This is a genomic window from Zoogloea sp. (assembly GCF_028693495.1).
Taxonomy (GTDB): domain Bacteria; phylum Pseudomonadota; class Gammaproteobacteria; order Burkholderiales; family Rhodocyclaceae; genus Zoogloea.
Window position 1 is genome coordinate 1 of sequence record NZ_JAQUVG010000134.1, and the last position, 6,805, is coordinate 6,805.

5 protein-coding genes are annotated in these 6,805 nt (G+C 62.0%); 4 read left to right on the forward strand and 1 reads right to left on the reverse strand.

Annotation, left to right across the window (positions count from 1 at the left end; all coding sequences use genetic code 11):
- The first annotated feature begins 166 nt into the window (after nucleotides 1-166).
- The 4 genes from PHD22_RS15715 to PHD22_RS15730 all read left to right on the forward strand — a co-directional run bounded on the left by PHD22_RS15715 (nucleotide 167) and on the right by PHD22_RS15730 (nucleotide 4,771).
- Nucleotides 167-895: a PP2C family protein-serine/threonine phosphatase gene (locus tag PHD22_RS15715; protein ID WP_299868991.1), complete on the forward strand. Its 729-nt coding sequence runs from the start codon at nucleotides 167-169 to the stop codon at nucleotides 893-895.
- 65 nt (nucleotides 896-960) lie between these two features.
- Nucleotides 961-1,434, forward strand: coding sequence for a septal ring lytic transglycosylase RlpA family protein (locus PHD22_RS15720; RefSeq protein WP_366520753.1), 474 nt, complete (start codon nucleotides 961-963; stop codon nucleotides 1,432-1,434).
- 92 nt (nucleotides 1,435-1,526) lie between these two features.
- Nucleotides 1,527-1,940: a hypothetical protein gene (locus PHD22_RS15725; protein ID WP_299868984.1), complete on the forward strand. Its 414-nt coding sequence runs from the start codon at nucleotides 1,527-1,529 to the stop codon at nucleotides 1,938-1,940.
- A 197-nt stretch (nucleotides 1,941-2,137) separates the two neighbouring features.
- Nucleotides 2,138-4,771: a bacteriohemerythrin gene (locus tag PHD22_RS15730; protein WP_299868986.1), complete on the forward strand. Its 2,634-nt coding sequence runs from the start codon at nucleotides 2,138-2,140 to the stop codon at nucleotides 4,769-4,771.
- Between the two features lie 9 nt (nucleotides 4,772-4,780).
- Here the strand turns inward: PHD22_RS15730 and PHD22_RS15735 are convergent, their stop codons facing one another.
- Nucleotides 4,781-6,508 (reverse strand): sensor domain-containing diguanylate cyclase, encoded by a 1,728-nt coding sequence (locus tag PHD22_RS15735; protein WP_299868988.1) that lies wholly within the window; start codon nucleotides 6,506-6,508, stop codon nucleotides 4,781-4,783.
- Nucleotides 6,509-6,805: the final 297 nt, after the last annotated feature.

The following is a 6,805-nucleotide window of genomic DNA, read 5'->3' on the forward strand; positions in this document are numbered from 1 at the left end:
CAACCTGACCGGCGATTACCTATGGCGCAGCAGTGCCAAGGTCGGTGCGGGGAAGTTCAGGCCATTGCGACCGCTGCCACCGGCTTAGCGTGCTTTATTTTCCGTTTTCTGAGACGACCCCTACAAGGAAGAGTCCGAAGAGGAGAAGCAGTTGCTGGTGTCGCTGATGACCCGCATGATGCGCCCGGACCGTCTTGATGCCTCGGCGATGGAGTACTGGATGCAGTCGGCGGACCGGATGGGGGGAGATCTGGTGGCGGCGGCCCGTTCTCCCCACGGCCGCTATTACGTGATGCTGGCGGATGCGACGGGGCATGGCTTGCCGGCGGCGATCAACCTGCTGCCGATCAACCGGGTTTTCTACACCATGGTGCGCAAGAACCTGCCGGTGGGGCTGATCGCCGAGCGGATGAACGCCAGTGTCCGTGACCAGTCCCCCCCCGGGCGCTTCGTGGTCGCCTTGATCCTTTGTTTCGATCAGGCGAACCGTCTGCTCGAGGTATGGAACGGGGGCATTCCGATGGCACTTTTCCTCAATGAAGCAGGACAGATCGTTCGGCGCTTCACCTCCGAGAATCTGCCTCTTGGACTGGATGAGGGGGGGGCTCCGCCGCACACCGTGTTCCATCGCTGGGAGGGGGAGGGCCAGTTCTTTGCCTGCTCCGATGGCCTGACGGATGCTGAGTCTCCGGAAGGGAAGCCCCTGGGTGAAGCCCCAGTGGAGATGGCGCTTGCCGCTGCTCCAGCTTCCCGGCGCTTCAATCAGCTGCGCAGGGTGGTGCATGAACACATGGTCGGGCAGGCCCCCCACGACGATCTGACAGCCCTGATGGTGGACACCCGCAAGCTGCTGCCGGCCGTTGCCGCAGCGGAACATGGCGAGACAGGGAAATGAAGGGCCGGGGCTTGGTGCGGGTGCTTGTCCTGTGCGCACTGGCAGGCTGCTCGGGGAGCACCTCCGTGAGGCCAGGTAGTGGGGGCAGGTATTACCTGAACGATGGCCCGGCTGAGTTCGATCCGGCAGTACTGGAGCGCCTGCCCGATGCAACCCCCCGTCGGGAGCCCTTGAACAAGTGGACCCTTAGGCCTTATACGGTGCAGGGACGGACCTTCACTCCCGCTACGGCGTTGCGGCCCTTCCGGGAGGAGGGGACCGGGAGCTGGTATGGTCGCCGCTATCATGGCAAGCCCACCTCCACCGGCGACCTCTACGATATGTTTTCCATGAGTGCTGCCCATCCAACCCTGCCTCTTCCCTCCTACGCCCGGGTGACCAACAGGACCAACGGCCGATCGGTCGTGGTGCGGGTCAACGACCGGGGCCCCTTTGTACCTGGCAGGATCATAGATCTCTCCTTTGCGGCTGCCTATCGGCTCGGGTATGCGGATGCGGGCAGCGCACCGCTGGTGGTGGAGAGCCTCCTGCCCGACTGAGGGCGGACCGCACCTGGCAGGAGGGGCGGCAAGGGGGGGATTGCGACGAGTTGCAATATTGGCCGGGTAAAAGGAAGTTCATTCCCTTCCAGATGAATACTTCCCCACTCATGCGCAGCACCCTTCCTTCCCGCGTCCGCAGCCGTTCATCGGCACCCTGCCTGACCTCTTCGGTCCTGTCCGAAGCCCTGCTGGGCAACCTCCATGATGGTGCTGAAGAGATCCTGCGGATCCTGCAGCGGAGCATCCGGCCTGCTGGCTCGTTGTCCATGGCCGATCGTGACCAGGTGCTGGATTGTCTCGAGTCCATGCGGGACAGCGCCCGGGCGATGCCCGTCCTGACCCGCATCAAGCTGCCGAGCATCGATTGGGCCGCCTGGGATGTCCTCGGCCTGGCTCCCCGGGGCATGTCCCGGGACTGGCGGGAGGCGATGGGGGAGGTTCTGGAGCATCTTGTACCAGCCACCCTCGCTGAATTGCGGCGCCATCGACGCAGCGTTTCCTGAGGGGGCGCAAGCGGGTGTCCCACGGCAGCTCATTCTGTCGGGGGGCGCTCCGGTTGACGGCGCCCGTGCTCCGACGCGGCCCGATTCTGCACTGACCGTGAAATCCGTAACAGAGCGGGTGGAACAGCTGCGCCGGGCAGGAAATATTGCGGGGCTGGTCATGCCGGGACCGTCCGATATCCGGCAGAATGCGCGACATGAACGCCATAGACATATTTCCCTGGGACGACAATTTCTGTACCGGAATTGCTGAGATCGACGAACAGCACCGGGTGCTTGTGGATCTGCTCAATCGTCTCGCAGCGTTCGTGGCCTACCAGGCGGATGACCTGGTGCTGGAGCAGGTCTTCGATGAGCTGACGGCCTATGCCCTCCACCACTTTGCCTCGGAGGAGGCCATCTGGCATCGCCACCTGCCCGAAGATCGGGCCGAGATCAGTCACAGGGAGGTCCACTGCAATTTTGTCCGGGAAGTGGAACGGATGAAGGGCAGCCTGGGGGCGCGTCCCCTGATCGAACTGGGGGAGGAGGTCCTGGGTTTCCTGGCCCGCTGGCTGGCCGCCCACATTCTTGAGTCGGATCGCTATCTGGCCTACGTGGTCCGGGCCCGTCAGGCGGGCCAGGATGTCCAGGCGGCGAAGGCCTGGGCCAAGGAGCAGATGGGGGGAGCGACCCGGGTATTGATCGACATCATCCTGTCCATCTACTCCACCCTTTCCAACAATACCCTCAAGCTGATGCGGGAACTGGCCCAGCATCGTCTGGCCCGGGAGGCGCTTGAGGAGTCCCAGGGGCTGCTCCGCACCGTGATCGACACGGCTCCGATCCGGGTCTTCTGGAAGGACAGGGATCTGCGTTATCTGGGAGCCAATCCGGCGTTCGTGCAGGACACCGGTCTGTCCTCTGCAGATGCGCTGGTCGGTCGGGATGACACCGAACTGGGCTGGGCCGCCCATGCGTCCAGCTACCAGCGTGACGATCAGGCGGTGATTCAGTCCGGTCAGTCGCGGCTGGCCTATGAGGAGTGCCAGACCACGGCGGACGGGCGCACTGTCTGGCTGAGCACTTCAAAGGCGCCTCTCAGGGACCCCCAGGGCGACATCATCGGTGTTCTGGGTATTTACGAGGATGTGACCGAGCACAAGAAGGCGGTCCTGGAGCAGCAGCGCCTCAACCGAGCCCTGCGGCTGTTGAGCGAGTGCAATCTGGCCCTGGCCCGCAACGAGGATCTTGGCGATCTGTTTGACGATATCTGTTCGCTGATCGTTGACACGGGGGGGTATTCCCTGGCCTGGATCCGTCTGGCCCAGGAGGGCCGCCTGGTGTCTGGAGCGCCCACGGCCCGGGCCGCCCGGACTCCTGAAGTCCTGGCCACACTGGTTTCCCTGGAGGGTGCTCCGGATGCGGCCAGTGCGGCAGCGCTGCGCACCGGTCAGACCGAATTGGGTGCACTCTGCTTGGCCGCTGCGGGGCAGGGAACTGCCGCGGTATCGGCCAAGACGAGTCTGGCTTTGCCCTTGATCGGTCAGGAGGGGGTGCTGGGTGTCCTGACCTTGCTGGAGGGTGACGGCGAGGCGTTCACTTCTGACGAGATCACCTTGATGGAAGAGCTGGCGGCAAATCTGTCCTACGGGATAGGGGCGATCCGGATCCGCAGTCAGCGGGAAGCGGCTCTCGCGTCCAATCGGGCCAAGGATGCCTTCATCGCCAATATCTCCCATGAGGTGAGGACGCCGCTCAATGCCATCAGCGGCATGCTCTACATGCTGAGGCGCTCCGGGGTGACGCCGGAACAGGATGAGCGCCTGAGGAAGATCGAGGCGGCCGGCCAGCATCTGCTCGAGATCATCAATACGGTGCTGGATATGTCCAAGATCGAAGCCGGCAAGCTGACCCTCGAAGAACAGGACATGGATCTGAACGCCCTGATGAACAGCGCCCTGGCCCTCATCCAGGACAAGGCGGCCGCGAAGGGAATCACCCTGTCCGTCAAGGGGAGCGCGGAGCACCTGCCCTTGAAGGGAGATGCAACCCGCATGCAGCAGGCGCTGCTGAATTACCTGTCGAATGCAGTCAAATTTACCGAAACCGGTTCAATCCAGCTGGTCTGCCTGGTGCAGGAGGAAACACCCCTCGATGTGCTGGTACGCATGGAGGTCAGGGATACAGGAATCGGTATTCCAGCGGATGTCCTGCCGCGTCTTTTTCAGGATTTCGAACAGGCCGACAACTCTACGACACGTCACTTCGGCGGGACAGGGCTCGGCCTGGCGATCACCCGCCGGATTGCGCAACTGATGCAAGGGGATGCGGGCGTGGACAGCCGGGAGGGCCAGGGCAGTACCTTCTGGTTTACGGCGCGGCTCAGGCGGTGCCAGCCCCCGCCCGAAGTGCTGACACGCAGTGATCGGGACTCCGCCGAAACCCTGTTGCAGCGGCATTTTTCCGGAAGCCGCCTGTTGCTGGTGGAGGATGACCCGATCAACCAGGAAATCGCCTGCTGCATTCTGGAGGATACCGGGCTGCAGGTGGACCTGGCCAACGATGGGCTGGAGGCCGTCGAGCTAGCCCGGCAACGGCGCTACGACCTGATCCTGATGGACATGCAGATGCCCCGCATGGATGGCCTGCAGGCGGCTCGTGTCATTCGAATGCACCCAGGGTATGGCGAGGTACCCATCGTTGCCATGACGGCCAATGCCTATGAGGGTGACAGGCTGCACTGCATGGAGGCCGGGATGAACGCCTTTGTGGCCAAGCCAGTCGAGCACACTGTTCTGTTCGAGACCCTGCTGGCGTGTCTGGGGGGAGCCCGGTCGTTGCTGGCTTGAGCCCGGGCATCAGTGGGTTTGCCCGCTGTCAGCGAAGCAGATCCGGTTGCGTCCGGCGTGTTTGGCTGCGTACATCGCCTTGTCCGCTCTCTGGAGCATGGCTTCACCGCTGAGTTCGCAGGGCGGAAAGAGGGTGACCCCGAGGCTGGCAGAGCACTGGTGGCCGACGACATAGGGTTTTCCGCTGGCTTCCTGGAGAGACAAGAGGTAGGGCCGGGCGAGTTCATCGCGGATTCGTTCGGCAATCCGGATGGCATGATCGCGAGTGGATGTCTGCTGGGAGAGGGGATATTTTGCCTCGATCTGACCCAGCAGCACGACAAATTCATCTCCTCCCAGGCGGGCCACGGTGTCTTGCTGGCGCACGCACTGGAGCAACCTGCCAGCCACTTCCCTGAGCAACTGATCGCCAGCCTCATGGCCATGAAAATCATTGAGGGGTTTGAAATTGTCCAGATCCAGATAGATCAGCGCGCCGTGCTGCCCGCTGCGCTGGCTCTGGGCAAGGGACTGGGCCAGACGGTCAAAGAACAATCTGCGGTTGGGCAGGCCCGTCAGGGTATCGAAGTAGGCCAGATGATGGATGCGCTCTTCGTAATCCTTGCGCTCGCTCAAATCCCGCACGGCGGCGAACAGCGCAGTGTGCCCATCCAGTTCGGTGAGTGTAATCACCACTTCCACGGGGACATCAATGCGGTTGTCAAGCCGGCGCACGGTCCATTCGAACTTGAGTGTGCCGTCCCGCTGGACCTTGTCGGCAATCTCCGCCAGACATTTGGCCGACGGCACGCCGCCCGGCTGCAAGGGCGGTGAAAGGGCGCGTACGCCGCGGCCAAGGACTTGTGACTTGCTCTGCGCTCCGAGCAGCTGGAGGGCGGCCCTGTTGCAGTCCGTGATCCTGTTCCGGATCGCCACAAAAAACGGTTCAGTGCTGGTATCGAAGAGGGTCTGAAAGCGTTTCTCGGCCTGTCGGGTAGCGGTCGTCTCGGTGCACAATCCCAGCAGGCGATCAGGTTGGTCTGCGTGGGGAACGATGAGGTGAACGCACTGAAAGGCACGCAGGCAGCCATCCGGATCCCGGATTTCACACTCATGGGCCTGAGGGATACCGCTGGCCAGGGTACGTTCATCCTGCTCCCGCAAAAGGGCCGCCGCGGCGGCGGGAAGGAGCTCCTCGTCGCGATGGCCGATGAGCGCCTCCGGGGGACGTTTGAACAGGTCGGCGACGGCCTGGTTGGCGTACAGGTAGCGACGCTGCCGGTCCTTCATGAAGACCAGGCCGGGCATGTGGGTGAGCACCGTGTCGAGCAGCTGCCATTGCTCGTGAAGCCGTTTTTCGTTGAGGACCTGCTCGGTCACATTGACGGCCACTCCAGACAAACCAATCACCTCACCGCGGACATCCTTCAGGGGTGCTTTCAAGGTCAGGTAATGATGAACGTCCGGGCAGTGCCTGAAACGGAAGGCACAGGTGATGTGGTCTGGCACCCCCTGGATGATCACCCTGCAATCCACCGCGCGCAGCCTCTGGCTGGTTTCCGCATCCACGAACTCGTCCGCCTGATGACCGATGAGCTCCGGCAGCTCGACGCCATACAGGCGGCACAGGCTCTGGTTGGCGTACGTATAGCGCAGCTCCAGATCCTTGCTGAAGATCAGTGCCCCCATGTTGTCCAGCAAAGTCTGCTTTGCGTGAAGCTCCTTCTGCGCTTCTCCGCTACCCGTCCAATTCTCCATGGCATTTCCTTAATCGAGGGGCACGAAATATTGAAAGGCAGTCCTGCCCCAGCCTTGCATCACTGAACTTCTGTCGAGTATCTGCTTACTTTACCGAAAAAATGATTTTTTTCTATCAAAGCCGCAGGAATTAAGTGGATTTACCATTTTCAAGGTATGAAAATACCTCTGGCGCGCTCTAGACTGAAGTGCAACACCCCGATTTGTTAGGGTGTAGGCATGGGAAATCACTACAGTCAGTTGTCGATGGACGAACGTAATCAGATTCATCGGTGCAGCAATGAGGGATTGAGTCTT